The sequence below is a fragment of the Mesorhizobium sp. WSM4837 genome (assembly GCF_055811435.1).
Window position 1 is genome coordinate 65,595 of the sequence record NZ_JBVVQE010000011.1, and the last position, 22,444, is coordinate 88,038.

A 22,444-nucleotide genomic window follows, 5' to 3' on the forward strand; every position below is an offset into this window, starting at 1 on the left:
TCACCCGCCTGCCGGCGACCTCTCCCCGTAAACGGGGCGAGGGGCGATTTCATCGATGGTTTCGCCAATCACCAGCGTTGCAAGAAGTGCGCCGGCGATGCGGCCTGCCTCTTTCGCCCCGTTTACGGGGAGAAATGCCCGGCAGGGCAATGAGGGGCAGCGCCGGCTTCGGAGGAAACCAATAATCAGGCACGTCCACATCTCCACCAATCTTCTGCTTGCGATCAAACCGGCTTCGGCCTAAGTCACCGGCGATCCCGGAGACATCTATGGCTGGCACATCCCAACACGGCAAAGCGTTCATTCGCCCGAAGAAGAAGGCCCACCTTCTTGTCATCGAGGCACGCTTCCATGACGACCTTGCCGACGCGCTGCTCGAAGGCGCGACAAGCGCGCTCGAGGAAGCTGGCGCGACATACGACGTCGTCACCGTTCCGGGCTCGCTCGAAATTCCCGCAGTGATTTCCTTCGCCCTCGACGGCGCCGCCGAAGGCGGGTCGAGCTATGACGGCTTTGTCGCCCTCGGCACCATCGTGCGCGGCGACACCTATCATTTCGACATCGTCGCAAATGAATCGAGCCGTGCCCTGATGGACCTGTCCGTCCAGGAAGCGGTCTGCATCGGCAACGGCATCCTGACCACCGAAAATGACGAGCAGGCCTGGACGCGGGCCAGGCGTTCGGAAGGCGACAAGGGTGGCTTTGCCGCGCGTGCGGCGCTGACCATGATTGCCCTCAAGCAACAGTTGGGAGAGCGATCGTGAGCGAGCCCGCATCGCCCGGCCAGCCCGCGGTGCGCCACGCCAACAAGCGCGGTGCAGCCCGTCTGGCCGCCGTGCAGGCGCTCTACCAGATGGATGTGGCCGGCAGCGGCGTCTTCGAGATCACCGCCGAATATGAGGCGTTCAGGCTCGGCAAGGAAGTCGACGGCGCGCTCTATCGCGAGGCCGACGCGCAATGGTTTCGCGCCATCCTCGCCGGCGTCGTCGAGAACCAGAAGACCATCGACCCGATCATCCGCCAGGCGCTGACCGAGGACTGGCCGTTGTCCAGGCTCGATTCGACGCTGCGCGCCATATTGCGCGCCGGCGTCTACGAACTGATGAAGCGCGAGGACGTGCCGGTGGCTGTCATCGTCTCGGAATATGTCGATATCGCCAAGGCGTTTTACGAAGAAGATGAGCCGAAGCTGGTCAACGCAGTGCTCGATCGCGTGTCGCGCCGGGTGCGCGGCGAAGGGCGTGGCAAGGACGCTTCATGACGGCCGTCGCTATCGCCGAGGCCGGCAGGGAAGCGCGCCGCACGGCGCTCATCCTTGCCGCTTCGCAGGCGATCATCGGCTCGGCCGCACCTATCGCCATTTCCGTGGGTGGATTGGCCGGATATTATCTGCTCGGCTCCGACAAGTCGCTGGCGACGGCGCCGATCACCGGCTTCAACGTCGGCGTGGCGCTCGGCGCCCTGCCGGCCGCAGCCATCATCCGCCGGCTCGGCCAGCGCGACGGCTTCATGACCGGGACGATCGTCACTGCGCTCGGCGGTCTGGTCGCCACGCTGGCGCTATTTTACGCCAGCTTCTGGCTGTTCGCCTTCGGCCTGCTGGTGATCGGCATCGGCGGTGCCTTCGTCCAGCAATTCCGCTTCGCCGCCGCCGACAACGCACCGGCTGAATTCAAGGCGCGCGCCATCTCCTTCGTGCTGGCCGGCGGCATCGTCACCGCCATTCTCGGGCCGCAGATCGTCATCTTCACCCGCGAATTGTTTGCGCCGGTGATGTTTGCCGGCTCGTTTGCCTCCATCCTGGTGCTGGCAGCGGTCGGCGCCGCCATCCTGTCGTTGCTGCGCATCCCGGCCAAGGCGACGGGCAAAGCGGAAATCGCCGACAGCGACGCGCGGCCGCTCGCCGAGATCGTCACCAGGCCGCGTTTCGTTGCGGCGCTGTTTTGCGCCGTCGGCAGCTACGCGCTGATGAGCTTCGTCATGACCGGCGCGCCGCTCGCCATGGTCGGCTGCGGCCTGTCGACGGACGACGCCACGCTCGGCATTTCCTGGCATGTCATGGCGATGTTCGCGCCGAGCTTCTTCACCGGCTCGCTGATCTATCGCTTCGGCGCCGAACGGATTGTCGCAACCGGCCTTGTGCTGCTGATCGGCTGCGCCCTGGTGGCGCTGTCGGGCCTGGCGCTGTGGCAATTCTGGACGGCGCTGATCCTGCTCGGCCTTGGCTGGAATTTCGGCTTCATCGGCGCCACCGCCATGGTCGCCGACAGCTACCGCCCATCGGAAAAGGCCAAGGTCCAGGGTTTTCACGACTTCGTCCTGTTCGGCTCCGTCGCCTTCGCCTCGCTGATGTCGGGCGCGGTCTACAACGCCTGGGGCTGGGAGATGCTGAACTGGATCATCTTCCCGGTGACGGTGTTGTGCTTCGTGGCGCTGGGCGTGCTGAAGATGACCGCGCGGCCGACCAGCGCATGACCCCGATCCGAAGGTTCGGAAAGGACCATGCGCAAATCAATAGTGCTACAGCGTCCTTTGCGCGTCCAAACGGACGCGACGCGCTGTAGTGACATGACGCTGTCGGGATCGGACAGCAGCGGATTCACCCGCATCCGAACAAAATTATTGCCCCCATCCCCCTTCTTATGAAACCGTGTGCCCCGACGGGGCATTGAAGCCATGCTCATATGCGGCAGCCGCAGTCCGGTTCTCAGCAAGGGATTTGTGAAATGTTTTCAGTCAAGGTTCTGGCCGGCGCGGCACTGGCGCTCGGCATCACCGCAGCCTCGGCGAGCGCTCAGGTGGTCGTGTCGTCGAAGATCGACACCGAAGGCGGCGTGCTCGGCAACATCATCCAGCTGGTGCTGAACGCCAACAACATCCAGACCACCGACCGCATCCAACTCGGCGGCACCCCTGTGGTGCGCAAGGCGATCACCGCCGGCGAGATCGACATCTATCCGGAATACACCGGCAATGCCGCCTTCTTCTTCGAAAAGGCCGACGATCCGGTGTGGAAGGATGCCGCCAAGGGCTATGAAACGGCCAAGAAGCTAGACTACGACGCCAACAAGATCGTCTGGCTGTCGCCGTCGCCGGCCAACAACACCTGGGCGATTGCGCTGCGCAAGGATGTCGCCGAGACCAACAAGCTGGCGACTCTGTCCGACTTCGGCAAATATGTCTCCGGCGGCGGCCAGGTGGTGCTGGCGGCCTCGGCCGAATTCGTCAATTCGGCTGCCGCGCTGCCGGCTTTCCAGACCACCTATGGCTTCACGCTTAAGCCGGACCAGCTGATCACGCTCTCCGGCGGCGATACGGCGGCGACCATCGCCGCCGCGGCGAACCAGACCAACGGCGCCAACGCCGCCATGGTCTACGGCACCGACGGCGGCATCGCGCCGTCCGGCCTGGTCGTGCTCGAAGACGACAAGGGCGTGCAGCCGGTCTACCAGCCGGCGCCGATCATCCGCGAGGCGGTGCTGAAGGAGCATCCCGAAATCGAGACGCTGCTGAATCCGGTCTTCGCCAAGCTCGACCTCGTCACCCTGCAGGAACTGAACGGCCGCGTTCAGGTCGGCGGCGAGCCGGTCAAAGGCGTCGCCGAAGACTTTTTGAAGAAGAACGGGTTTTTGAAGTAGTCAGCCCGTTTGAAATGACGCCGGTGCGAGGCGCGCCATGACCACCCGCTTCGACAAGCTCGGCGTGGTCATCGCCGCGATCGTTGCCTATGCCGCCTTCGCCGCGCCCTTTGCCACCTTGCGCGCCAATCGCATCGTGCCGGGCGAGGCGCGCTCGATTCTTGAAGCGCTGCCGCCGACGTTGGGGCCGCTGCTGCTTGCAGTCGTCGTCGTTGCGGCGGTCGTCGCCTTGCTGAAAACGCCGCTGGTACCGCGCCTGGCCGCCAGCGTGGTCGCGCTTGCCGCACTGGCGCTGCTGATCGGCGTCGCCGGCAGCTTCCTGACGCCTGAGGGCAACAGCTTTGCCCGCATCTCGCCGGCTTCGGGTTTCTGGCTGCTCATCTTCGCCTTTACGCTGTTGCTCGCCGATGGGCTGACGAGGCTGAACCTGTCGCCATCGGCGCGGATCGGCGTGCTCGTCGTCGCGGCAGCGGCGATCGGCCTGCTGCTGGTCTCGGGCAGCTGGAACAGTCTGTCGATTCTCAAGGAATACGCCAACCGTGCCGACAGTTTTTGGGCCGAAGGCTCCAAGCATGTGACGCTGGCGCTGGGCTCGCTGGCGGCGGCGGTGATAGCAGGCTTGCCGCTTGGCATCCTCTGCCACCGCGTCGAAAAATTGCGGACCGGCGTGCTCAACGTGCTGAACATCATCCAGACCATTCCCTCGATCGCGCTGTTCGGCCTGTTGATCGCGCCGCTCGGCTGGGTCGCCACGCATGTGCCCGGCGCGGCCTCCCTCGGCATTCGCGGCATCGGCACCGCGCCCGCCTTCGTCGCCCTGTTCCTCTATTCGCTGCTGCCGGTTGTGGCCAACACCGTGGTCGGTCTTGCCGGCGTGCCGCGCGCCGCCAACGATGCCGCACGCGGCATGGGCATGACCGAGCGCCAGCGCCTGTTCGGCGTCGAATTTCCACTGGCCTTCCCGGTGATCCTCACCGGCATCCGCATCGTGCTGGTCCAGAACATCGGCCTTGCTACCATTGCCGCGCTGATCGGCGGCGGCGGTTTCGGCGTGTTCGTGTTCCAGGGCGTTGGCCAGACGGCGATGGACCTGGTGCTGCTCGGCGCCGTGCCGACGGTGGCGCTGGCCTTTGCTGCCGCCATCATTCTCGACGCATTGATCGAAATGACCTCCACCCGGCGACGCGAGGCACAACCGGCATGATCGAGATCGAAGGCATTACCAAGCGCTATGACGCGACGACCGTCGTCGACGACGTGTCGATGGTGATCGAGCCGCGCACCATCGCCGTCATTGTCGGCACCTCCGGCTCCGGCAAGACGACGCTGCTGCGCATGATCAACCGGCTGGTCGAGCCGACCGCCGGCGTGATCAGGCTCGACGGCGCCGACAACCGCTCGCTGCCCGGCTACGAGCTGCGCCGCAGCATCGGTTACGCCATTCAGGGCCATGGGCTGTTTCCGCATCGCACCGTGGCACAGAACATCGCCACCGTGCCGGTGCTGCTCGGCTGGGACGCCGCCCGCATCAAGCGCCGTGTCGACGAGTTGATGACGCTCTACCAGCTCGATCCCCAGGCGTTCGGGCCACGCTATCCGCACGAACTCTCCGGCGGCCAGCAGCAGCGCGTCGGCGTCGCCAGGGCGCTTGCCGCGGAGCCGAATGTGCTGTTGATGGACGAGCCGTTCGGCGCGCTCGACCCGATCATCCGCAACAAGGCGCAGGAGGACCTTCTGGCGATCCAGAAGCGCTTCGGCACCACCATCATCCTCGTCACCCACGACATGGAAGAGGCGGTGCATATGGGCGACAGGATCGCGGTGATGGATGCCGGCAAGCTGGTGCAATATGCCAGGCCCGCCGAGATCCTGGCGAAGCCGGCCAGCGCCTTCGTCGAGACCCTGGTCGGCGCCAGCGAAAAACCGTTCAGGCTGCTGTCGCTCGGCCGCGTGCGCGACGCCGTGGAGACGGGCACCGCCGAAGGCGAGGCGATCCCCGCCGACGCCAGCCAGCGCGATGCGCTGGCCGAACTGTTGTGGTCGGGACGCCCGGCGCTGCCGGTGACAGGCGCCGACGGCAAGCCGCTCGGCCGCGTGACTGTGGATGGGCTGGTGAAACGCGCGGCGAGGCCGGCATGAAAGAGGCCGGTGTAAAAGCCTGGCTTCCGTCACTGCTCAGGCTTGCCCTGGTGGTGCTGCTCATTGCGTTCGTGACCAATCCGGGTTGGTTCGAGCCGCTGCTGAAGCCGCTGACCGAGAGCAACGCGCCGGCAATCTACAATCAGGGCAGCCTGTTGACGCTGACGCTGCTGCACCTGAGGACCGTGCTGATCGCGACGGTGGCGGCAACCATCGTTGCCGTGGCGCTCGCCATCCTGGTCACCCGGCCGGCCGGCGTCGAATTCCTGCCGCTGTCGCGCAGCCTGGTCAATATCGGCCAGACCTTTCCGCCGGTGGCGGTGCTGGCGCTGGCCGTGCCGGCCGTCGGCTTTGGCGAGAAGCCGACACTGATCGCGCTGTTTCTCTACGGCCTGCTGCCGATCTTCGAGAACGCGCTGACCGGGCTGACGACGCTGCCGGCCAATGTGGTCGAGGCGGCGCGCGGCGCCGGCATGACCGGCTGGCAAAGGCTGGTCAAGGTCGAGCTGCCGCTCAGCGCGCCGATCATTCTCGGCGGTATCCGGCTTTCGGTGGTCATCAGCCTCGCCACCGCGACGATCGGCTCGACCGTGGCGGCCAGGACGCTCGGCGAGGTGATCATCGCCGGCCTGTTGTCCAACAATCTCGCCTTCGTCCTGCAGGGCGGGCTGATCGTCGCCGCGCTTGCCGTGCTGATCTATGACGGGCTGTCGGCGATCGAGCGCTACACCGCACGCCGCATGAGGCAGGAGACGGCGTAATTAGCAAAACTCAGACATCGCCTTCGCTCATCTCGGCCAGCGCCAAGAGATGTCGCAAGAGTCCTGTTTTGAGCGGCCTGTTGCCGTGAATCGGGATCGAAAGGCGCGCGATGCTGCCTTCCTTGCCGTAGATGTGATGACTGCCGGCAACACGCAAAAGCCTTCGTCCTGCCGCTCGATGGCACGCGCAAGCTCCTTGCCGGAAATGGACTTCAAACAGCGATTTCCATGACCCGGCCGGGTTCTGAAGTGAAAGATAGCGGCTCTACCGAGAGGCAGCCTTCGATTGCTTCACGCAAGTTCTCGACAAGTTCGTCCAAGGTTTCACCCTGGGTCGCGCAGCCGGGAATTGCCGGCACTTCGGCCCAGTAGCCACCTTCTTCGGCTCGTGAATGATCGCCTTGAACTTCATCGGTCATCTCCAAGTCCACCCTGAAGATAGGCTGCCCCGCCGATATTTGCAAAGCTGCATGAGCGCTGTCTATCTGCAAGTTCTGCCTGCCTGATCAGGCTCTCGACGGGTGTGGCAGTCCAACGTCTGCAACGGCCAGCAGAAGGCTTTCATGTTCTACATGACCATGCTGGCGGTGCTGATCTTCGCCGTCAGGCTGGACTGCGACCTGCGCAAAGGCTGACAACCGCCAGCCGATTTCAATCGATCTGATCGGGTGGCGGCACTTGCGAGCGTGTTGCCGCCATTGCTTTTGGGCGAAAGCCGGGGCTTTTGGGCGAAAGCCGGGCAAAAACCGAACAATATCTTGACGTTCGCAGCCCTGTTTCGCATAAGCCGATGGGAGGGGAGCGGATTCGGCGCGCGGAATCCGCTCCCCGTCTCAACGGCCCAGGGAGGGGTTCTTTTGGGTCATCAATCGAGGAAAATCCGGCAATGACCATAATTTTAGCTGTCATCGCCTGCGGTCTGCTTTCAGTCCTTTACGCCATCTGGGCGACAAAATCGGTCCTCGCGGCCGATCAGGGCAATGCACGCATGCAGGAAATTTCCGCGGCCATCCGCGAAGGCGCGCAGGCCTATCTGGCGCGCCAGTACACCACCATCGCCATCGTCGGCGTCGTGGTCCTGCTGCTCGCCTGGTGGCTGCTTTCAATCACCGCCGCCATCGGCTTCCTGATCGGCGCCGTTCTGTCGGGCGCCGCCGGCTTCATCGGCATGCACGTCTCGGTGCGCGCCAATGTGCGCACCGCGCAGGCGGCTTCCAACAGCCTCGCAGCCGGCCTCGAGATCGCTTTCAAGTCGGGCGCCATCACCGGCATGCTGGTCGCTGGCCTGGCCCTGCTCGGCGTCTCGATCTATTATCTGATCCTCACCCAATTCATGGGCCTCCAGCCCAACGACCGCGTCGTCATCGACTCGCTGGTTTCGCTCGGCTTCGGCGCCTCGCTGATCTCGATCTTCGCCCGTCTCGGCGGCGGCATCTTCACCAAGGGCGCTGACGTCGGCGGCGATCTCGTCGGCAAGGTCGAAGCCGGCATTCCCGAAGACGATCCGCGCAACCCGGCCACCATCGCCGATAATGTCGGCGACAATGTCGGCGACTGCGCCGGCATGGCCGCCGACCTGTTCGAGACCTATGCGGTGACCGTGGTCGCCACCATGGTCCTCGCCGCCATCTTCTTCGGCGGCACCGCCGTTCTCAGCGCCACGATGCTCTATCCGCTGGCCATCTGCGGCGCCTGCATCCTGACCTCCATCGTCGGCACCTTCTTCGTCAAGCTCGGCTCCAACGGCTCGATCATGGGCGCGCTCTATAAGGGCCTGATCGTCACGGGCCTGCTGTCGATCGTCGGCCTCGGCATCGCCACCTCGGCAACCCTGGGCTGGGGCGAAATCGGCACGGTCGCCGGCATGGCCATCACCGGCACCAACCTGTTCATCTGCGGCCTGATCGGACTTCTGGTGACCGGCCTCATCGTGGTGATCACCGAATACTACACCGGCACCGACAAGCGCCCGGTGAACTCCATCGCCCAGGCCTCGGTCACCGGTCACGGCACCAACGTCATCCAGGGCCTTGCGGTCTCGCTGGAATCGACGGCACTTCCTGCGATCGTCATCGTCGGCGGCATCATATCGACCTACCAGCTCGCCGGCCTCTACGGCACGGCGATCGCAGTCACCACGATGCTCGGTCTTGCCGGCATGATCGTTGCGCTCGACGCCTTCGGCCCGGTCACCGACAATGCCGGCGGCATTGCCGAAATGGCCGGCTTGCCCAAGGAAGTGCGCCAGTCGACCGATGCGCTTGATGCCGTCGGCAACACCACCAAGGCGGTGACCAAAGGTTACGCCATCGGTTCGGCCGGTCTCGGCGCGCTGGTGCTGTTTGCGGCTTACTCCAACGACCTGAAGTTCTTTGCCGCCAATGGCGACAAATACCCTTACTTCCAGGGCATGGGCGACGTCTCTTTCGACCTCTCCAACCCTTACGTCGTTGCCGGTCTGATCTTCGGCGGCCTGATTCCGTATCTGTTCGGCGGCATCGCCATGACGGCTGTCGGCCGTGCGGCGGGCGCCATCGTCGAGGAGGTGCGCAAGCAGTTCCGCGAGGATCCGGGCATCATGGCCGGCACCTCGAAGCCGAACTATGCGCGTGCGGTCGATCTTCTGACCAAGGCGGCGATCCGGGAAATGATCATTCCGTCGCTGCTGCCGGTGCTGGCGCCGCTGGTCGTCTATTTCGGCGTGCTGCTGATCTCGGGCTCGAAGGCGTCCGCCTTTGCAGCACTTGGCGCCTCGCTGCTCGGCGTCATCGTCAACGGCCTGTTCGTCGCCATCTCGATGACCTCTGGCGGCGGCGCCTGGGACAATGCAAAAAAATCGTTCGAGGATGGCTTTACCGACAAGGACGGCGTCAAGCATCTCAAGGGCTCCGAGGCGCACAAGGCCTCGGTCACCGGCGATACGGTCGGCGATCCCTACAAGGACACCGCCGGTCCGGCAGTCAACCCGGCGATCAAGATCACCAACATCGTCGCCCTGCTGCTGCTGGCCGTGCTCGCGCACGGCTGAGGCGGCTTGGCCTTCCGAGGCCGAGATCCACAACCGAACCCGCGGGAGCGATCCCGCGGGTTCGTCTATTTTGGACGTCCAGCATCAGGGAATTGACGCCCGTGACAGTTCCAAAAGCTCGCGTTCAAGTCGTCTGCGGCCCGCAGCCTGCGACAATGGCTTTCTGGCCCAAGACAAAAACCCGCAGGATCGCTCCCGCGGGTTTTCGGTCGCCTGAGATGTTGCTGCTTCCCCTCGAAGTTAAAAGAAGGGAAGCAAAAAAAGGATGAGAAGCCGATTCTGCCGGGATTGATCAGGTGCCGGGCGAGGCGCCGCCGCCGCCGCCGGGGAGGCCGGGCGCCAGCTTGCTGGCGCCGCCCATGATCTGGCTGAGGAAGTTCTGGTCCTTGCCGCCGGTCGGCGTGGTCCGCGAGATGAAGTCGAACACCTTGCCGTCCTTCAGGCCGTAATTGGCGATCTGGGTAACGCGCCCGTCCTCGCCGAAATAGACGGCCAGCACCTTCTGGTCGACCAGCCTCGGCTTGTCGAAGGCGACGTAACGCTTGCGCGTCTGTGAGATGTAGTAGAAGGCCTCGTTGTCGAAAGTCGCCTTGGTCGACGGGGTGCCGAGCGCCAGAAGCACCTGTTCGCGGCTCGAGCCGACCGGCACCAGGTCGATTGCCTGCTGGTCGATGACGTAGCCCTGCGTCAGCGTCTCGCTCGGATTGAGATCACCGATCATCTTCGACGAGTTGCAGCCGCAAAGCGCCGAAGCGACCACCAGCAGCGAGATCGCGCCGGCGGATCTCGGAAAAGCGGACCTGGGCAGAAAAGTCGACTTGATTTTCAGCGCGCGCAACTACAACTCCATTAGCTGGCCGCAACTTGCGCTGGGCCGCAAAACCGGTAAACCAGCTTGCTCGCCGATGCAACAAGGCCAATTCAAACAAACGGTCCCCGGGAGACCACCCTCAATGTTCCAACGCCTTTTTGGTCGCGAACGTCACGCCAACCGCGCTATCACCGAGGCGCTTTACGCACAAATCGTGGCAGCGGCGCGGCAAACCGTGTTTTATTCCGACTGGGATGTCCCGGACACGCCGCTTGGCCGCTTCGAGATGCTGTCGCTGCACATGTTCCTGTTCCAGCACCGGCTGCGCGGCGAGGGTGGTGTTGCCGGGGAGGTCGCGCAGGTGTTGATCGACGAGTTCTTCATGGATGTCGAGCATTCGCTGCGCGAACTCGGCATCGGCGACGTCGGCGTGCCGAAGCGCATGAAGAAACTGGCGAAGATGTTTTATGGCCGCACCGCCGCCTATGACGATGCGCTGGAACGAAAAGACCAAGACGTACTCGTCGCGGCGCTTGCCCGCAATGTCAGGCCCGATGCCGGCACCTGGCCGCAGGTGACGCATCTGGCCGGCTACGTCGCCGATGTCTCCAGGCGACTCGCGGAACAGCCGACCGAATCGATTGTTTCCGGCACTGTGGCATTCCCCGCGGCCAAACCTATTTAAGAAAACAAGCCTATTTAAAGGAAAATATGAAACACGCCGATTCTCAGAGCCCCGATCGCCAGAGCCCCGTGTACTTCGTGGCCAACGTCGCCCGGCTGCCGCAAAAGGGACTGCCGGTGCTGATCGAGGCCGACGCCGCGCAGCGCGCCGCGCTGGCAGGCGAGCACGAGTTGCTGTCGGTCGAGAACTATCGCGCCGAACTGCTGGTGGCGCCATGGAAGCGCAACGGCGTCAAGGTCAGCGGCCGCGTCGAGGCCGATATCACCCAGGCCTGCATCGTCACCCTGGACCCGATCGAGGCGCATATTGACGAGGCGGTCGACGCACTGTTCCTGCCGGAGCAGTCGAAGCTCGGGCGGCAGGGTTTTGAGGGCGGTGGCGAGATAATGCTCGATGCCGAAGGGCCGGACAGCCCGGAAACATTTTCCGGCAATTCAATCGATGTCGGGGCGCTCGCCGAACAGTTCTTTGGACTGGCGATCGATCCCTATCCGCGCAAGCAAGGCGTTTCGATGGAGGCTGCCGACGATGCCGGGACTGCGGAAAGCGAATTTCAGCAAAAGCTGCGTTCCCTGCTGGGGAAATCCTGAAAACCCGACCCAATCAGAGAAAGCCGGTTGTGCGGCAGCCCAAAAACGCTATTTTCGCCGAACCTTCGCGAGCCCCAAACCCGTTGCCAGCGCCAGGCGCTCGCTCAAGCAAACTGTGAGATGAACACCGCGTGATCAGGATTTCCATCGATGCCATGGGTGGCGATCACGGACCAAGCGTGGTCATCCCGGCGCTCATGACGGTCGCGACCCGGCGTCCCGACATCCGCTTCGTCATCTATGGTCGCGAGGAGGCAGTGCGCCCCGAACTCGCAAAGCTGCCCAAGCTGGCGGAAGTGAGCGAGTTCATCCACTGCGAGATAGCAGTCCGGATGGACGACAAGCCGAGCCAGGCGCTGCGCCATGGCCGCTGGAAGTCGTCGATGTGGAAAGCGGTCGAGGCGGTCAAGGCAGGCACTGCCGACGCCTGCATCTCGGCCGGCAACACCGGCGCGCTGATGGCGATGTCGAGATTCTGCCTCCGCACCATGGCGACCATCGACCGTCCGGCGATCGCGGCGCTGTGGCCGACATTGCGTGGGGAAAGCGTGGTGCTGGACGTCGGCGCCACCATCGGCGCGGATGCGCATCAACTGGTTGATTTTGCCATTCTGGGCACTGGCATGGCGCGCTCGGTTTTCGGCATCGAACGGCCGAGCGTCGGTCTGCTCAATGTCGGCGTCGAGGAGATCAAGGGCCAGGAAGAGGTCAAGGAGGCGGGCCGCATGTTGCGCGAGGCCAACATGGCCTCGATGAACTACCATGGTTTCGTCGAGGGCGACGACATCGGCAAGGGCACGGTCGACGTGGTCGTCACCGAAGGATTTGCCGGCAACATCGCGCTGAAAACGGCGGAAGGCACGGTACGGCAGATCGCCGGTTACCTGCGCGCCGCGATGGACCGCACGCTGATGGCCAGGATCGGCTATGTATTCGCCAAGGGCGCCTTCGATCGCCTGCGCGAAAAGATGGATGTCGGCCGCTCCAACGGCGGGGTTTTCCTGGGTCTGAACGGCGTCGTGGTGAAAAGCCATGGCGGCGCCGATTCGGACGGCTTCGCGGCGGCGATCGAGCTTGGCTACGACATGGTGCGCAACAATCTGCTCGATCGCATCGAAGCCGATCTTGATCTGTTCCATGCGCGCAATCCGCATGCCCAGACATCCAGGAAATCCGACGTCGTTGCCGACGCAGAGGAGTAGGAAAGAGCCTTGATCAGATCAGTCGTGCGCGGCACAGGCTCCGCGCTGCCCCGCCGCATCATGAAGAATGCCGATTTCGAAGGCATGGTCGAGACGTCAGACGCATGGATTGCCCAGCGCACCGGCATCCGCCAGCGCCATATCGCGGCCGACGACGAGACGACGGCTTCGCTCGGCGAGGCGGCGGCGCGCGCAGCCCTCGACAATGCCGGCCTGACGCCGGCCGATATCGACCTGATCGTGCTGGCGACCTCGACTCCCAACAACACCTTTCCGGCGACCGCCGTCGACATCCAGAACCGGCTCGGCATGCATCACGGCTTCGCCTTCGACATGCAGGCGGTGTGCTCGGGCTTCGTCTACGCGGTGACGACGGCCGACCTCTATATCCGCGGCGGCCTCGCCAAACGCGTGCTGGTGATCGGCTCCGAAACCTTTTCGCGCATCCTCGACTGGAGCGATCGCTCGACCTGCGTGCTGTTTGGCGACGGCGCCGGCGCGATGGTGCTGGAAGCAGGCGAGGGGGCGGGCGGCATTGCCGACCACGGCGTGCTGGCGGCCAGCCTGCGCTCCGACGGGGCTCACAAGGACAAGCTGTTCGTCGACGGTGGAGCGTCGACCACCGGAACGGTGGGCCATCTCAGGATGGAAGGCCGCGAAGTGTTCAAGCACGCGGTCGGCATGATCACCGACGTCATCGAAGCGACGTTCTCAGCTGCCGGGATCACCGCTGAAGATCTCGACTGGTTCGTGCCGCATCAGGCCAACAAGCGGATTATCGACGCTTCCGCCAGGAAGCTCGGGATAGCGGAACAAAAGGTGGTGGTTACCGTCGATTTGCACGGTAACACCTCGGCTGCTTCGGTGCCGCTGGCGCTGTCGGTGGCGGTCGCCGACGGCCGCATCAAGAAGGGTGATCTGGTGCTGATCGAAGCGATGGGCGGCGGCTTCACCTGGGGCGCGGTCTTGGTTCGCTGGTAAGTGCCGAACGGACCGGTTCGGTCCTTGACCTTGCCGGATCAATTACTTAGGCTCTATCTTTGCTTATATAGAGTTATGTTTTTTGAGCTGATGGGGACGGTTCGCATGGGGGGAAAGACACTTACGCGCGCCGATCTTGCTGAAGCCGTTTATCGCAAGGTTGGCCTGTCGCGTACTGAATCGGCCGAGCTCGTCGAAGCGGTTCTGGACGAGATCTGTGAGGCGATCGTTCGCGGCGAGACGGTGAAGTTGTCGTCGTTCGCAACCTTCCATGTCCGCTCCAAGAACGAGCGCATCGGGCGCAACCCCAAAACCGGCGAGGAAGTGCCGATCCTGCCGCGCCGCGTGATGACCTTCAAATCGTCGAATGTGCTGAAGAACCGCATCCTACGCGCGCACCAGATCAGCAAGGCCAAGGGCAGCAAATAGCGCCTGCGCTTCAAAGCCCGGTTGAAAACGGTCGACTGCTTTGACGCCGGGCTTGAATATTGTTTCATAAACCGCTGAAATAAGGCTCGATTCGGCAGGACAAGCCGGATCGGAATGACTCTTTGTTGAGCATGATCCTGGCCGAAAACCGTTTCCCACTTTTCGGGACCATGCTCCAGCGTGAGGATTTCGCCCATGGACAAGAGCCCCGACGCTTTCCGCACCATCAGCGAGGTCGCAGAAGATCTCGACCTGCCGCAGCATGTGCTGCGTTTTTGGGAAACGCGCTTCAACCAGATCAAGCCGATGAAGCGCGGCGGTGGCCGCCGCTACTACCGGCCGCAGGATGTCGAACTGATCAAGGGCATCCGCCACATGCTCTACGATCAGGGATACACGATCAAGGGTGTGCAGAAGCTGTTGCGCGAGAACGGCAATCATTTCCTGGTCGCCATCGGCAATGGCGACATGGCGGCCGTCGAGGCGATCTCGCAGCGCCGGCAGGCCGATGCGGTGCCGTTGACGCCGGCGGCCCAGCCGCGCGGCGCCGATGACGAGATGCTGGTCGGCGAGCCCAAGGTGAAACCCAGCCGGCGCTTTTTCGGCCTGGGCAAGACCGAGGAAGAAGGCCCGGTGCAGCCGGGCACGTCGAAACTCTCGCGCGACAATCGCGCTTTGCTGCAGGAGGCGCTGTTCGATCTTCTGGAATGCAAGCGCCTGCTCGATCAGGTGCGCTAGCGCATGGCCCCGGGATAGCGACTGCATAGAACGTCACGCGGGTCGCATGAATCGCTTCTGACGCGACGCGCTCTGGGCCCGATCGGTCGCGGCAAAAACCGGAACCGGTTTTGCGATCGTGCGTTCCTTCGCAAAAGAAGGAAGCCTGTCATGGTATCATTTTCGACCCTCTCCGACATCGATCTTGAAAAACAGGTCGCAGCCCTCTCCAGGGAATTGGCGGCGTTGAGGAAAGCCGTTTCCAGGCGCGGCAGCGCCTATTACGAGGACGGGCGTGACACCGCGTCGGACTATTACTCGGACCTCGCCGAGCGTTTCAGTGACGCTCTGCCTGCGATCAGGAAGCATGGCAGGGTGATAGAGAAGACAGCCCGCGATCATCCCGCGACAGCGGCCGCAGTCGGTCTGGTTGTGGTCGGGCTCGTCGCCAGCCTGTTCCTCAGCCGTCAGCAGAAACCGTCGCGAACGAGATCGAGATCGGCACGTTGAGACAAGAAAATGGCGGCGCGGACGGCCGCCATTTTCGTTGACCAAAAGGTCGATCAGCGCGCGAGCTTGAGCTTGTTCTTCGGGCTGACCTGCGCGGTCTGGCTGCATTTGCCGTAGACGGTGCCGTTGGAGCGGTGGCGTCCGTATAAGTACCCTTGCAGTCGAGCTGCAGCACGAGGCAGTGACCCGCGCCCTTGCAAACCGCGCCGCCGCCGCTCGGATGCGTGCCGTTGGCGAAGGCCGAGCCCGGCAGTGAAATCGAGCCGAAGGCCGAGACGACGATGGCAGCGGCGAGCGACAGGCGCTTGAAGTTCGAGATGTTGGTCATTTGAGCATTTCCTTCTCTTGATCGAGGATCGCCGTCAGGGCGTCCTTCCAGTTGGGACCGCCTTTGTGGCGTCCATGCCGTGTTGGTGCGGCCCGGAGAGAAAAGGTTCACGCGTCGGTTCAAGAAAATTCGCGGCCCCTGGCGCGTTCAGCGTCCTCCTGCCGCTGAGGTTCGATCCGCTCAAAACCGCTGACGGGCCAGCGACAGCCGCTTGACAAGGGAGCGGCTCAGAACCGTCGAACAATTCGGCGATCGGCCAGGTCAAAGACCCCGATCGAGATGACGGTCCCGTGCCGGTGCCGCCGAGGCCTGTGCCGGGCTGCGCCGATCGGAATCACGATGCCGTGACGGCGTTTTTGGCGCTTGGCAAATCACCATCGAGAGGGCATTCTCTGCGCCGTCTCAGGCAACTTCTTGATTTGATCAAACTCTTTAAATCCACGGAGTTGCCAAATGCCCCAAATAGCAACAAGCGAAGCTTTTTCCGAACTGTCGGCGACCGAAGCTGCGCCCGACCACAGCGCCCTCAAGGCCATCCGAGAAACCAGGGGATACAGCATGGAAGAGCTGTCTCTGACCTGCGGACTGTCGGTCGATGAGATCGCGGACATCGAGAACGGCAGGAATGCCGATGTGTCGAAGCTCAGGCGAATAGCCTCTGCGCTCCGGCTCCCGGAAAGCGCGCTGATCGATACGGCCGCGCTGACACATTCCGTGGAAAATCCAAGACCCGTCTCATAGCAGCGACGCCAGAGGATCAAGCCAGACAAGTGAGCTGTGTTCTGGATTTGAAGTTCCTGAATGCTGACGACATCCACCAGAGCAGGAACTTCAAATCCACCATGCGGGGCATCGGCGCGACGGCCGCCGAATTCGGTTGACCCGAACCGGGTTATCACGATACATCGCGACCGGTCCGGAGTGTAGCGCAGCCCGGTAGCGCACTTGACTGGGGGTCAAGGGGTCGTCGGTTCGAATCCGGCCACTCCGACCAAATAAGCCCTTAGAACCCTAAGGCTTATTTGAAATCCGGGGAAACTAGCTGAGCCGCGAAAACGAGAAATTGGGGCCTTTCTGGGCCCTTTCCTTTTCTGGGCCGTGCCAGTCTGGGGCCATGCCGCCCGAATCGCGGCGTGAACGGGCCGACGATCGGCGGCCAAGCGCTGATCGACAGGCTCGGATCAGATCGCGGATCGATGCATCAGGATCTGGTCGGGCTGTTTGGCTGCTCAAATGCAAGGCCGAAGGCCGCGACCGTCTCGGTGTTCTTCACGTTCATTCCCGACGACAAATGCCAGCAGCGAGAGCGGAACCGCACCTGGAAGCCGACCTTCGAAAGTGAAGGGCTCGAAACGCGGGAACCTTTCATCCGCGAGCCGCTTTGTGTGCATGTCCCAAGCCGTGCAACCACCCATCTTGCCAAAGGGTAGCCCAGATCGGGACGTCAACTGTGAAGTCGCCTTGGAAGCCGCATTTGCAGCCTTGGTGACTACCTCGGAAGCGAAGGGGTGGACGCCGCGCGAAACGGCTGCAGCCCTACTGAAAATCGCAACGGAGCATGCTCAGCGGTTCAGGCTTGTGCCGGCTGAGCCGCCAAGGTGGCGAAGGCGAAGAGGTATGTTCATCGCGTGTGCCACGCTCGTGTTTTTGCTGTGTGCAGCCATCGTTGGTGGGGTGCTTAGATGACGATCAACGTTTCGCCCCCGGATACGGCCGTTGCCGCGGTCGTAGTGATGGCGTTGCCGGCTATACGTTAGATTGCGCAACGCTCGCCTAAGTTCATCCGGCCAGCGCCATGCCGACGGCTATGCCTATGCCCATCGCCAGCCCTGCAGCGAGTTCCCGCCATATTCGACGGCAATGGCTAAGACCACCACTCGCTACCCCACGTGCTGGACTCCGACCATTTTCAAGGGACTTAGACTGCCCCAGAAATCCATCATGCTCCAGCCGCCGGCGAACACAGCGCCGCCGGCCGCAACTGCCGCTGCTGGCGATATTCGAGAGCGATCGCGCCCCAGATCAGCCCGAGCAGCAGATAGACGTGGCGCCAGTGATCGATGTCGATGAAGGTGCCCAGCGCGATATTGCCGATGAAGGCGACATAGGCGCACAGAAGGTAGGGCTGCCACGGCCTGTCGCGCAGGAGAATGCGGAAGCCGGCTGCCATCGTCCAGCAGGTCAGCGTCAGGACCGAGACGAAGCCGAGCCAGCCATAGTCCAGCAGCATTTTCAGCCAGATGTTGTGCGTGTCCTCGCCGAAAATCGTGCCGAAGACGAGCGGGCCGATGCCGAGCGGATGCTCCAGCGCCATCTGGAAACCGAAGATATAGCGGGCGAAACGGCCGAGGCGGGCGGTATCGTAGCTCTGTTCCAGCTGGGCGCGGCTGGAGAACATTTCCGAGACGCCCGGCAGCTGCAGGATGACGAGCATCGCGATGACCAGCAGCGAAATGGCGGCGATGGTCATGACGACGACACGCAGCCGGAATTTTCCGCTGGCGCTCTGCAGGAACAGGGCGCCGGTGAGCAGGATCGCCGAAACGCCGAACATGCCCCAGGCGCCGCGCGAGAACGAGAAGAAAATCCCGGCGGTGATGATCAGCAGCGGCATCGCCAGCAACGGCATGCGTGAGACGGGGCCGGTCAGCAGGAGATGGAGCAGGTAGATGCCGGGCAGCACCAGGAACGGCCCGAACACGTTCGGATCCTGGAAGGCGCCGGTGGCGCGGTCGTATCTGGTGAAGATCTCCGCCCCCGGGAAGGCATGGAAATAGCCGGCGATCCCGAGCAGCGAGGTCAGCACCGCCGACATCACATAGCCCCGGAAGATCACCCGGTAGAGATTTGGCTGGACCGATGTCACCGAGGCGAAGAACACCGCGGTAAGCGCCAGGAACAGCGACACGGCGAGATAGAGCGGGGTGCCGGCAATATCCGACATCTGGGTCATCGCGATCATGCCGCCGATGTTCATGACCACCAGCAGCACCAGCAGCGGCGCCGCCGCGCGCGATATGCGCAGGCCGAACAGGGCCCACACCGCCATCAGCGCGACCATATAGAGGTCGTATGGCGCCGGCTCGGCGATGACGAAGCCGGACAGGAAGACGCCGAGGAAAACCGCGCCCGACGCAATCAGCGCGATCAGCTTGGCGTTGACCGCGGCCGGCGACAGTTCATGCGCGACTGCGCTCAATAGGCATTTTCCGTATTGAGCAGCCGGATCGGTGTCAGGAACAGGATCCTCAGATCGAACAGCAGCGACCAGTTCTCGATATAATAGAGGTCGTATTCCGTCCGCATGCGGATCTTCTCGTTGGTATCCATCTCGCCGCGCCAGCCATTGATCTGCGCCCAGCCGGTGACGCCGGGTTTGACCTTGTGGCGTGCGAAATAGCCGTCGACCACCTCATTGTAGAGAAGGTTGTGCGACTGGGCGGCAATGGCGTGCGGGCGCGGGCCAACCAGCGACAGCGAACCGAAAAGCGAATTGAAGAACTGCGGCAACTCGTCGATCGAGGTCTTGCGGATGAAGCGGCCGACGCGGGTGACGCGCGGGTCGTTCCTGGTCACCGTCTGCTTGGCCGTCGGGTCGGCCTTGTCGGTGTACATCGAACGGAACTTGTAGACCTCGATGATCTCGTTGTTGAAGCCATGCCGCTTCTGGTGGAACAGCACCGGTCCCTTGCTGTCGAGCTTGATGGCGATCGCGGTCGCCAGCATGACCGGCGAGAACACGATGATGCCGATGATCGAGAAGACGATGTCGAAGGCGCGCTTGGCGACCGAATCCCAGTCGTTGATCGGCCTGTCGAAGATGTCGAGCATCGGCACCGAGCCGATGTAGGAATAGGCGCGCGGCCGGAATTGCAGCGCGTTCGAATGCGCCGAGAGCCGGATGTCGACAGGCAGTACCCACAGCTTCTTCAAAAGCTGCAGGACGCGCGTTTCGGCGGTCAGCGGCAGCGATACGATCAGCATGTCGATACGGGCGATGCGGGCGAACTCGATGAGCTCGGAAACGGTGCCGAGTTTTGGATAGCCGGCGACGATGGGCGGCGAGCGCTTGTCGCCGCGGTCGTCGAAGATGCCGCAGATGCGGATGTCGTTGTAGGGCTGCTTTTCGACGGAGCGGATCAGGACTTCCGCCGTCGTGCCGCCGCCCACGATGACGGCGCGGCGCTCCATGCGCCCGTCGCGCGCCCAGCGCCGGATCAGCTTCGACATCAGCAGCCTTAGGCCGAAGATCAGCATGAAGCCGACGACGAACCAGGTGCCGAAAACCAGGCGCGAATAATCTTGCGACATCTTCACGGCGAATGCCGTCAGCGCCATCAGGGCGAAGGTGCCGGCCCAGACCATCAGCAGTCGGCCGAAATTGGCGAGCGGCCGCATAAACGAGACGATCTGGTAGCAGTCGGTGACATCGAGCAGCACCACGGCGAGCGACGAAGCGGCGGCGATCGCCAGCGGATATTGCCAGGCGAGATGGTTGAAGAAGCCGACATAGTAAAAATAGATGCACAGGCCCGACAGGAACAGCAGTGCGAATTCGACCATCCGCAAGACGCCGCTGACCATGATCGGCGACATGGTGTCGCGCCGGTATTGCGACGCCACCTGACGGGCGACGTCGTTCATGCCGCCGGGGCTATCGTCGCCGGCCGGGCCGTTGAAATTGCGCACCGCGTCTTTCGAAAAGCGGCGTTTGGGATCGAAGTCGCTCATGATGCATCCGCAAAGCTTCACGCAAGTGAATAGCGAAAGAGAGCTAAGAAACCCTTGAAACAACAATAGGTTTTGGAGAAGCTTTGAAGTCAGCGCCGTTTTGGGGTTAGCGCCCATTTCGGGTTGCGCTTGAGCGCGGCGAAATAGGCCGTCTCGATCGCGGCGGCCATCACGTCGGCGCCGAATCGCGCCTTGAGGTCGGCGGTATCGGGCATCAGCCTGCCATAGGCATCGGGGTCGGCCAGCGCCGCGCTCATCTTGTCGGCAAGCTCGCGCGGATCGGGCCGGATCAGGGCAGGGGAGCCGGCGCCAAGAATTTCCGGGATGCCGCCGACGCCGGTGGCGATCATCGATTTGCCGGCGGCGAGCGTCTCCAGCACGATGTAGGGCATGGCTTCCGCGCGCGAGGGCACAACAACCAGTTCGGCCAGCGCGAAGGCCTTGCGCGCCGGCATCGGCGGCAGGAAGCGCATATGGCCTTCGAGCCCGAGCCGCTTCACTTGCGCATGGTAGCGCGGCAGGTCGTCGCCGTCGCCGACCATCACCGCATTCACCGGGCGGCCGAGCCGCGTTCCGGCAAGAACCAGCGCATCGATGAAGATGTCCGGTCCCTTGAGGTCGCGCATCATGCCGATATAGAGGGCATCGGCCGCATTCGGCTCGGTTCGCACCGGCTCGAACTCGGCGGCGCTCAGTCCATTGTAGACAAGGTTGTTCGGGATCGGTGGTTCGCCGACCTTCCTGCGATAGGTCTGCCTTTCATAGTCGGAGACAAACAGAAGATAGTCGGTGAAGCGCGCCATGAACCGCTCGAGCGCGAAGAACAGCTTCCCCGTGGCGGTGGTCTCGTCGTAGTGAAGAGAGCCGCCGTGCGGCGAATAAAGGCGGGCTACGCGAGACCTTGATGCCCGCAACAATGAGCCGAACAGGCGGGCATAGGCGCCACCCTTGGCGCCGTGCCCGTGGAGCACGTCCGGCCGCAATTCCTTGATGATCTCAAATGTGCGCCAGGCCGAGGCGATGTCGCCCGGTCCGACATGCCGCTGCATCGGCGTGCGATGGATGCCGAGCGCCATTATGCCCTTCATCTGTTCGAACAGATGTTCCTCGAAGTCGCCGCCCGTCGTCGAATCGCAGACGATGCCGACGGCATGCCCGGCGGCGACCTGCGCCTCGGTCAGGTCGCGAACGTGACGAAAAATCCCTCCGACAGGTGAGCGAAAGCAGTGGACGATCCTGAGTGTGTCCGCCACGTGGTCTAGAACAGGCGTTCGCGAACATAGACCGTGTCGCCGGGCAGAAGCGGGTCGGAGGTGGCAACGCGGCCGGTCATGACCTTGCCGTTGATGTCGCGGGTGATGTCGACGCTTCCCTGGTTGGCGCGCGGGCTGAAACCGCCGGCGATGGCAATCGCCTTTTGCACGGTCAGGCCGGGAACATAGGAGTACTGGCCCGCAGCACCGACTTCGCCCATGATGAAGATCGGCCGGTAGCGGTCTATCTCGACCGAAACGTCCGGATCACGGAGATAACCCTGGCGTAGTTTGTCGGCGATCTCGCCTTCGAGTTGCTGTGCGGTGTGGCCGCGCGCCGGCACGGCGCCGACCAGCGGGATGGACAGATAGCCGGATTGGTCGACACTGTAGACGTTGGTCAATCCTTCCTGCTCGAATACGGTGACGCGGACCCGGTCGCCGGCGCCGAGGCGATAGGGCTGATCGAGCATTTTATGAAAGGCCGCCGGCGCCGGCCGGTAGCTGGAGCAACCGGCAAGCAATGACACGGCGAGCAGCGCACGGAACAGGGGAGCAGTGCTTTTCATGACCGGACATGTACCTTCGACTGGCCGCCGCTACACCGCGGCAAACGCTGGAGATCGAGGCCCGTTATCATC

At 63.2% G+C, this 22,444-nt stretch carries 26 protein-coding genes and 1 tRNA gene; 18 read left to right on the forward strand and 9 right to left on the reverse strand.

Annotation, left to right across the window (positions count from 1 at the left end):
• Positions 1 to 269 precede the first annotated feature (269 nt).
• The 7 genes from ribH (at position 270) to AC0L3D_RS08865 (ending at position 6,538) form a co-directional block, all read left to right on the forward strand.
• Positions 270 to 764, forward strand: a complete 495-nt coding sequence (gene ribH, locus AC0L3D_RS08835) for a 6,7-dimethyl-8-ribityllumazine synthase (protein ID WP_036263097.1) — start codon at positions 270 to 272, stop codon at positions 762 to 764.
• The gene (gene nusB, locus AC0L3D_RS08840; protein ID WP_023798402.1) at positions 761 to 1,261 is read left to right on the forward strand and encodes a transcription antitermination factor NusB; all 501 of its coding nucleotides are present in this window, start codon (positions 761 to 763) and stop codon (positions 1,259 to 1,261) included. The genes ribH and nusB overlap by 4 nt, the downstream gene beginning before the upstream one ends.
• Positions 1,258 to 2,475, forward strand: coding sequence for an MFS transporter (locus AC0L3D_RS08845; RefSeq protein WP_473629937.1), 1,218 nt, complete (start codon positions 1,258 to 1,260; stop codon positions 2,473 to 2,475). The genes nusB and AC0L3D_RS08845 overlap by 4 nt, the downstream gene beginning before the upstream one ends.
• 251 nt (positions 2,476 to 2,726) lie before the next feature.
• Positions 2,727 to 3,638: a glycine betaine ABC transporter substrate-binding protein OsmF gene (gene osmF, locus AC0L3D_RS08850; RefSeq protein ID WP_473629938.1), complete on the forward strand. Its 912-nt coding sequence runs from the start codon at positions 2,727 to 2,729 to the stop codon at positions 3,636 to 3,638.
• A 37-nt stretch (positions 3,639 to 3,675) separates the two neighbouring features.
• Positions 3,676 to 4,842, forward strand: coding sequence for an ABC transporter permease (locus tag AC0L3D_RS08855; protein ID WP_473629939.1), 1,167 nt, complete (start codon positions 3,676 to 3,678; stop codon positions 4,840 to 4,842).
• Complete coding sequence (locus tag AC0L3D_RS08860; protein ID WP_473643912.1) at positions 4,839 to 5,777, forward strand: ABC transporter ATP-binding protein; 939 nt, start codon at positions 4,839 to 4,841, stop codon at positions 5,775 to 5,777. Before AC0L3D_RS08855 ends, AC0L3D_RS08860 begins: the two co-directional genes overlap by 4 nt.
• Positions 5,774 to 6,538 (forward strand): ABC transporter permease, encoded by a 765-nt coding sequence (locus AC0L3D_RS08865; protein ID WP_473629941.1) that lies wholly within the window; start codon positions 5,774 to 5,776, stop codon positions 6,536 to 6,538. The genes AC0L3D_RS08860 and AC0L3D_RS08865 overlap by 4 nt, the downstream gene beginning before the upstream one ends.
• Positions 6,539 to 6,548: 10 nt before the next feature.
• On the opposite strand, the gene AC0L3D_RS08870 is transcribed toward AC0L3D_RS08865, so the two are convergent.
• Both AC0L3D_RS08870 and AC0L3D_RS08875 read right to left on the reverse strand, forming a co-directional pair.
• Positions 6,549 to 6,695, reverse strand: a complete 147-nt coding sequence (locus AC0L3D_RS08870; protein ID WP_287175876.1) for a type II toxin-antitoxin system HicA family toxin — start codon at positions 6,693 to 6,695, stop codon at positions 6,549 to 6,551.
• Between the two features lie 55 nt (positions 6,696 to 6,750).
• Positions 6,751 to 6,957 carry a type II toxin-antitoxin system HicB family antitoxin gene (locus AC0L3D_RS08875; RefSeq protein ID WP_473643914.1) on the reverse strand — a complete coding sequence of 69 codons (207 nt, stop codon included), beginning with the start codon at positions 6,955 to 6,957 and terminating at the stop codon, positions 6,751 to 6,753.
• Between the two features lie 102 nt (positions 6,958 to 7,059).
• On the opposite strand from AC0L3D_RS08875, the gene AC0L3D_RS08880 reads away from it, so the two are divergent.
• On the forward strand, positions 7,060 to 7,173 hold the full coding sequence (locus AC0L3D_RS08880) for a DUF2165 family protein (protein WP_156941596.1): 114 nt from the start codon (positions 7,060 to 7,062) through the stop codon (positions 7,171 to 7,173).
• A gap of 251 nt (positions 7,174 to 7,424) precedes the next feature.
• A complete protein-coding gene (locus AC0L3D_RS08885; RefSeq protein ID WP_473629942.1) occupies positions 7,425 to 9,566 on the forward strand; it encodes a sodium-translocating pyrophosphatase in 2,142 nt (713 codons plus the stop codon).
• Between the two features lie 292 nt (positions 9,567 to 9,858).
• Here the strand turns inward: AC0L3D_RS08885 and AC0L3D_RS08890 are convergent, their stop codons facing one another.
• Positions 9,859 to 10,404, reverse strand: a complete 546-nt coding sequence (locus AC0L3D_RS08890; RefSeq protein ID WP_023798392.1) for an outer membrane protein assembly factor BamE — start codon at positions 10,402 to 10,404, stop codon at positions 9,859 to 9,861.
• A gap of 115 nt (positions 10,405 to 10,519) precedes the next feature.
• On the opposite strand from AC0L3D_RS08890, the gene AC0L3D_RS08895 reads away from it, so the two are divergent.
• From AC0L3D_RS08895 to AC0L3D_RS08925, 7 genes are all read left to right on the forward strand, one after another.
• Positions 10,520 to 11,062, forward strand: a complete 543-nt coding sequence (locus tag AC0L3D_RS08895; RefSeq protein ID WP_473629966.1) for a ubiquinol-cytochrome C chaperone family protein — start codon at positions 10,520 to 10,522, stop codon at positions 11,060 to 11,062.
• A gap of 26 nt (positions 11,063 to 11,088) precedes the next feature.
• A complete protein-coding gene (locus AC0L3D_RS08900; RefSeq protein WP_473629943.1) occupies positions 11,089 to 11,652 on the forward strand; it encodes a YceD family protein in 564 nt (187 codons plus the stop codon).
• A gap of 131 nt (positions 11,653 to 11,783) precedes the next feature.
• Positions 11,784 to 12,854 carry a phosphate acyltransferase PlsX gene (gene plsX, locus AC0L3D_RS08905; protein ID WP_023798389.1) on the forward strand — a complete coding sequence of 357 codons (1,071 nt, stop codon included), beginning with the start codon at positions 11,784 to 11,786 and terminating at the stop codon, positions 12,852 to 12,854.
• Between the two features lie 9 nt (positions 12,855 to 12,863).
• Positions 12,864 to 13,835 carry a beta-ketoacyl-ACP synthase III gene (locus tag AC0L3D_RS08910; protein ID WP_023798388.1) on the forward strand — a complete coding sequence of 324 codons (972 nt, stop codon included), beginning with the start codon at positions 12,864 to 12,866 and terminating at the stop codon, positions 13,833 to 13,835.
• Between the two features lie 105 nt (positions 13,836 to 13,940).
• Complete coding sequence (locus AC0L3D_RS08915; protein ID WP_023798387.1) at positions 13,941 to 14,264, forward strand: integration host factor subunit alpha; 324 nt, start codon at positions 13,941 to 13,943, stop codon at positions 14,262 to 14,264.
• Positions 14,265 to 14,459: 195 nt separating this feature from the next.
• Complete coding sequence (locus AC0L3D_RS08920) at positions 14,460 to 15,002, forward strand: MerR family transcriptional regulator (protein ID WP_023798386.1); 543 nt, start codon at positions 14,460 to 14,462, stop codon at positions 15,000 to 15,002.
• A 150-nt stretch (positions 15,003 to 15,152) separates the two neighbouring features.
• Positions 15,153 to 15,491 carry a hypothetical protein gene (locus AC0L3D_RS08925; protein ID WP_473523609.1) on the forward strand — a complete coding sequence of 113 codons (339 nt, stop codon included), beginning with the start codon at positions 15,153 to 15,155 and terminating at the stop codon, positions 15,489 to 15,491.
• Here AC0L3D_RS08925 and AC0L3D_RS08930 read toward each other — a convergent pair.
• Positions 15,442 to 15,819 (reverse strand): hypothetical protein, encoded by a 378-nt coding sequence (locus AC0L3D_RS08930; protein WP_473643916.1) that lies wholly within the window; start codon positions 15,817 to 15,819, stop codon positions 15,442 to 15,444. The two genes, AC0L3D_RS08925 and AC0L3D_RS08930, sit on opposite strands and share 50 nt — an antisense overlap.
• Positions 15,820 to 16,190: 371 nt before the next feature.
• Entirely contained in the window at positions 16,191 to 16,718 is a 528-nt protein-coding gene (locus tag AC0L3D_RS08935) for a hypothetical protein (RefSeq protein WP_473629944.1), read from the reverse strand.
• A gap of 18 nt (positions 16,719 to 16,736) precedes the next feature.
• Here AC0L3D_RS08935 and AC0L3D_RS08940 point away from each other — a divergent pair.
• Together AC0L3D_RS08940 and AC0L3D_RS08945 are read left to right on the forward strand one after the other, a co-directional pair.
• Positions 16,737 to 16,813: transfer RNA gene (locus tag AC0L3D_RS08940), tRNA-Pro, on the forward strand.
• A gap of 139 nt (positions 16,814 to 16,952) precedes the next feature.
• Positions 16,953 to 17,249, forward strand: a complete 297-nt coding sequence (locus tag AC0L3D_RS08945; RefSeq protein WP_473643918.1) for a hypothetical protein — start codon at positions 16,953 to 16,955, stop codon at positions 17,247 to 17,249.
• Positions 17,250 to 17,758: 509 nt separating this feature from the next.
• On the opposite strand, the gene AC0L3D_RS08950 is transcribed toward AC0L3D_RS08945, so the two are convergent.
• The 4 genes from AC0L3D_RS08950 to AC0L3D_RS08965 all read right to left on the reverse strand — a co-directional run bounded on the left by AC0L3D_RS08950 (position 17,759) and on the right by AC0L3D_RS08965 (position 22,372).
• On the reverse strand, positions 17,759 to 19,018 hold the full coding sequence (locus AC0L3D_RS08950; protein ID WP_473643920.1) for an O-antigen ligase family protein: 1,260 nt from the start codon (positions 19,016 to 19,018) through the stop codon (positions 17,759 to 17,761).
• Positions 19,015 to 20,550 (reverse strand): undecaprenyl-phosphate glucose phosphotransferase, encoded by a 1,536-nt coding sequence (locus tag AC0L3D_RS08955; protein ID WP_023798379.1) that lies wholly within the window; start codon positions 20,548 to 20,550, stop codon positions 19,015 to 19,017. The genes AC0L3D_RS08950 and AC0L3D_RS08955 overlap by 4 nt, the downstream gene beginning before the upstream one ends.
• A gap of 89 nt (positions 20,551 to 20,639) precedes the next feature.
• The gene (locus AC0L3D_RS08960; RefSeq protein ID WP_473643922.1) at positions 20,640 to 21,803 is read right to left on the reverse strand and encodes a glycosyltransferase family 4 protein; all 1,164 of its coding nucleotides are present in this window, start codon (positions 21,801 to 21,803) and stop codon (positions 20,640 to 20,642) included.
• 5 nt (positions 21,804 to 21,808) lie between these two features.
• Positions 21,809 to 22,372, reverse strand: coding sequence for a polysaccharide biosynthesis/export family protein (locus tag AC0L3D_RS08965; RefSeq protein ID WP_091591533.1), 564 nt, complete (start codon positions 22,370 to 22,372; stop codon positions 21,809 to 21,811).
• Positions 22,373 to 22,444: the final 72 nt, after the last annotated feature.

Bases quoted from the DNA above. Each gene is read 5' to 3' on its own strand.
- AC0L3D_RS08920 (WP_023798386.1), top strand. From the start codon at position 14,460: ATGGACAAGAGCCCCGACGCTTTCCGCACCATCAGCGAGGTCGCAGAA.
- AC0L3D_RS08845 (WP_473629937.1), top strand. From the start codon at position 1,258: ATGACGGCCGTCGCTATCGCCGAGGCCGGCAGGGAAGCGCGCCGCACG.
- AC0L3D_RS08915 (WP_023798387.1), top strand. From the start codon at position 13,941: ATGGGGGGAAAGACACTTACGCGCGCCGATCTTGCTGAAGCCGTTTAT.
- AC0L3D_RS08925 (WP_473523609.1), top strand. From the start codon at position 15,153: ATGGTATCATTTTCGACCCTCTCCGACATCGATCTTGAAAAACAGGTC.
- AC0L3D_RS08955 (WP_023798379.1), bottom strand. From the start codon at position 20,550: ATGAGCGACTTCGATCCCAAACGCCGCTTTTCGAAAGACGCGGTGCGC.
- AC0L3D_RS08865 (WP_473629941.1), top strand. From the start codon at position 5,774: ATGAAAGAGGCCGGTGTAAAAGCCTGGCTTCCGTCACTGCTCAGGCTT.
- AC0L3D_RS08860 (WP_473643912.1), top strand. From the start codon at position 4,839: ATGATCGAGATCGAAGGCATTACCAAGCGCTATGACGCGACGACCGTC.
- ribH (WP_036263097.1), top strand. From the start codon at position 270: ATGGCTGGCACATCCCAACACGGCAAAGCGTTCATTCGCCCGAAGAAG.
- AC0L3D_RS08930 (WP_473643916.1), bottom strand. From the start codon at position 15,819: ATGACCAACATCTCGAACTTCAAGCGCCTGTCGCTCGCCGCTGCCATC.
- AC0L3D_RS08965 (WP_091591533.1), bottom strand. From the start codon at position 22,372: ATGAAAAGCACTGCTCCCCTGTTCCGTGCGCTGCTCGCCGTGTCATTG.
- AC0L3D_RS08875 (WP_473643914.1), bottom strand. From the start codon at position 6,957: ATGACCGATGAAGTTCAAGGCGATCATTCACGAGCCGAAGAAGGTGGC.
- AC0L3D_RS08895 (WP_473629966.1), top strand. From the start codon at position 10,520: ATGTTCCAACGCCTTTTTGGTCGCGAACGTCACGCCAACCGCGCTATC.
- AC0L3D_RS08900 (WP_473629943.1), top strand. From the start codon at position 11,089: ATGAAACACGCCGATTCTCAGAGCCCCGATCGCCAGAGCCCCGTGTAC.
- AC0L3D_RS08855 (WP_473629939.1), top strand. From the start codon at position 3,676: ATGACCACCCGCTTCGACAAGCTCGGCGTGGTCATCGCCGCGATCGTT.
- AC0L3D_RS08885 (WP_473629942.1), top strand. From the start codon at position 7,425: ATGACCATAATTTTAGCTGTCATCGCCTGCGGTCTGCTTTCAGTCCTT.
- osmF (WP_473629938.1), top strand. From the start codon at position 2,727: ATGTTTTCAGTCAAGGTTCTGGCCGGCGCGGCACTGGCGCTCGGCATC.